General features: G+C 69.7%; 3 protein-coding genes. All 3 read right to left on the bottom strand.

What is annotated here, in order from left to right:
• Nucleotides 1-56 precede the first annotated feature (56 nt).
• The 3 genes from SACHA_RS0104240 to SACHA_RS24915 all read right to left on the bottom strand — a co-directional run bounded on the left by SACHA_RS0104240 (nucleotide 57) and on the right by SACHA_RS24915 (nucleotide 2,862).
• Complete coding sequence (locus SACHA_RS0104240; protein WP_019807468.1) at nucleotides 57-1,034, bottom strand: carbohydrate ABC transporter permease; 978 nt, start codon at nucleotides 1,032-1,034, stop codon at nucleotides 57-59.
• A gap of 15 nt (nucleotides 1,035-1,049) precedes the next feature.
• A complete protein-coding gene (locus SACHA_RS0104235; protein WP_019807467.1) occupies nucleotides 1,050-2,300 on the bottom strand; it encodes an ABC transporter substrate-binding protein in 1,251 nt (416 codons plus the stop codon).
• A gap of 310 nt (nucleotides 2,301-2,610) precedes the next feature.
• Entirely contained in the window at nucleotides 2,611-2,862 is a 252-nt protein-coding gene (locus tag SACHA_RS24915) for a hypothetical protein (RefSeq protein WP_019807466.1), read from the bottom strand.
• Nucleotides 2,863-2,864 lie beyond the last annotated feature (2 nt).

The raw sequence follows: 2,864 nt of genomic DNA, 5'->3' as shown, positions 1-2,864 counted from the left end.
GACGGGGCCGGGACGCCGGCGGCGGGCGCCGCCGGGCCGGGCGAGCGGGAACACACTCATCGGTCCTCCTCCCCCGAACTCGCGAGACTCCTGGTGAGCAGGAAGTTGACCAGCGCGAACACGATGATCAGCAGGAACAGCACCCAGGCGACGGCCGAGGCGTAGCCGAGGTCCCCGCGCTCGAACGCGGTCTGGTACATGTACAGCGTGATCGTCTGGAACTGATGGGTGGAGCCGCCGTTGTTCGAGCCCGGCAGGGCGTCGAACAGCTTCGGCTCGGTGAAGATCTGCAGCCCGCCGATCGTCGAGGTGATCACCACGAAGATCAGTGTGGGCCGCAGCATCGGCAATGTGACCGTGAAGAACCGGCGCACCGCCCCGGCACCGTCCACGATCGCCGCCTCGTAGATCTCCTTCGGGATGGCCTGCATCGCGGCGAGCACGATCAGCGCGTTGTAGCCGGTCCAGCGCCAGTTCACCATGATCGCGATCGCGACGTGGCTGGAGAACCGGTCGGCCTGCCAGTCGATCCGGTCCAGGCCCAGGGTCTCCAGGATGCCGTTGACCAGTCCGTAGTCCGGGCCGAACAGGTTGGCGAAGATGATGCCCAGCGCCACCAGGCTGGCCACGTACGGCATGAGCACGCCGACCCGCCACCCGGTGGAGAACCGCAGCCCGGTGTTGAGCAGCGCGGCCAGCAGCACGGCCGTGACGATCTGCGGCCCGCTGGAGAGCACGAAGATGCTCAGCGTGTTGACCAGTGTCTTCCAGAACTGGCCGTCGCCGAGCAGCAGCGCGTAGTTCTCCAGGCCGACGAAGGTGGGGCTGTCGTCGATCAGTTCCCGGTCGAACAGCGACACGTACGCCGTGTACAGCAGCGGGAACAGGCCCACGATGCCGAAGATCACGAAGAACGGCGCGACGTACAGGTACGGCGACAAGCGCACGTCCGCCCGGCTCAACCGGTCGCGCCACGACGGGCCCGAGAGGGAGGGAGCCCCCTCGGGCGCCGTCGTGGTCTCCACCGCACTCATTCGCGTTCTCCCCGGTCAGCGCGCGATGCGTTCGGCGGAGTCGACGAACCGGCGCCAGGCTTCCTCTGGCGTGGCGCCCTGTTCGACGGTCTGCAGCGCGGGCGTGGCGGCGTTCTCCTGGATCTGCCCGTCACCCGGACCCTTGTACTGGGCGTGTTCGACCTTGCGGGCCTGGGCGGCGAACACTTCGCCGGTCGGTGCCCCACCGAAGTAGTCGTCGGTGGTCGAGGTCAGCTCCGGTGCGTCCAGTGCCTCCACCTGGCTCGGGAAGGCGCCGCTGGCCTCGAAGGCCTTGATCTGCTGTTCCGGCGCGGTCAGCCACGCGGCCAGCGCCGCGGCTTCCTCGGGGTGCTCGGTCTGGGTGGGCACGGCCAGGTAGGAGCCGCCCCAGTTGCCGCCCCCACCGGGGAAGGCGTCGGTGACCGCCCAGTCGCCCGCGTGCTCGTCACCCGCCTGGCCCTCGATGATCCCGAGCATCCAGGCGGGACAGGTCTTCGTGGCGAAGGCGGACTCCTGGAATCCGCTGTTCCACTCGTTGCTCATCGCGACCAGCCCGGCCGACTGTCCCCGCTGCACGGCCGCGGTCACCCGGTCCCAGTTCTGCCGGATGCCCGGGTTGGAGCCGACCGTGAGGGTGTTGTCCTCGTCGAAGTAGCCGACCTCGAGCTGGTTGTGCATGGCGTTGAAGATCTGCGCCGCCGAGTCGAACCAGGCGACGCCGTCCGAGCCGGCCAGGAACTCGTCGCCCGCCTCGAAGTAGCTCTCCCAGGTCTCGAACAGCGGCTTGACCTCCTCCGGCTCCGAGGGCAGTCCCGCCTCGGCGAAGAGGTCCTTGCGGTAGCACATCGCCAGCGGTCCGATGTCGGTGCCGTAGCCGATCAGCCTGCCGTCGGTGTCGACGCCGCCCTCGTACTTCCAGTCCAGCCAGCGGTCCGGGCCCACCCCGTCCGGCCCGATCTCGGTCAGGTCGTGGAAGCGTTGGGAGGCGTCCAGCACGTCGGCCATGTAGCCCTCCTCCACGGCCACGACGTCCTCCAGGCCGGAGTTGCCGCCGAGCTTGGTGAACAGGGCCTGGTGGTACGGACCGCCCTGGCCGGTCTTGCGGGGCACGATCCGCACGTCCGGGTTCTGGCGCTCGTACTCGGCGTAGAGCTCCTCGTACCCGAACTCGCCGAACGTGGCGACGCTGAGTTCGATCATGCCGTCGTCGGCCCCGCCGCCCCCGCAGGCCGCCGTCACGGCGGCCAGGGCGACGACCGAGGTCACGGCGAGCGTCCGGCGCAGGCCACGGCGGGGACGTCCGGGGGGAGTCTGCGGTGGTTGGTGGGACAGATGCTCGTGTCTCGGCTGGTGCTGCGGTGAGTGTCGCACGGTAACCCCTCATTGGGTCGGCTGCCACGAGACCGGGAGCGTTGGGAGCGCTCCCAGCGATGGCGAGCAGAGTGCCGTCTCACCCGTGCGGGTGTCAATGGGAGGTCAGCGGCTTATGACCTGGTTGTTACCGAAACAGGCGTTCCATTCGCACCGGCGTTCACCCGCGATTGGCGGCCTGCACCTGGGAGCGCTCCCACACTGTTCAGCCGGGGACCGTGGCCCGGGCCGGGTCGGCGTAGCCGGGCAGGCCGTAGGCGCGCGCGATCGTGCGCTCCACCTCGGCGCAGTCGACGCCGCCCTCCTCCGCGACGGTGAACCCGAGTTCCAGCAGCAGGAACCCGATCGACCGCAACTCCGCCTCGGCTGCGGTGTCCCGGCCCCCGGCCCGCTCCGCGGCGTCCGTGCGCCGGTGGAGGCGCCCGGTCTCGCCGTCCACGGCCCGCCGCAACCGCATCA

This window comes from Saccharomonospora halophila 8 (assembly GCF_000383775.1).
GTDB classification, from domain to species: Bacteria; Actinomycetota; Actinomycetes; order Mycobacteriales; family Pseudonocardiaceae; genus Saccharomonospora; species Saccharomonospora halophila.
This window is presented reverse-complemented; position numbering and strand designations above follow the sequence as displayed.

Coding starts and splice junctions, on each gene's coding strand:
- SACHA_RS24915 (WP_019807466.1), bottom strand. CDS start 2,862: ATGCGGTTGCGGCGGGCCGTGGACGGCGAGACCGGGCGCCTCCACCGG.
- SACHA_RS0104240 (WP_019807468.1), bottom strand. CDS start 1,034: ATGAGTGCGGTGGAGACCACGACGGCGCCCGAGGGGGCTCCCTCCCTC.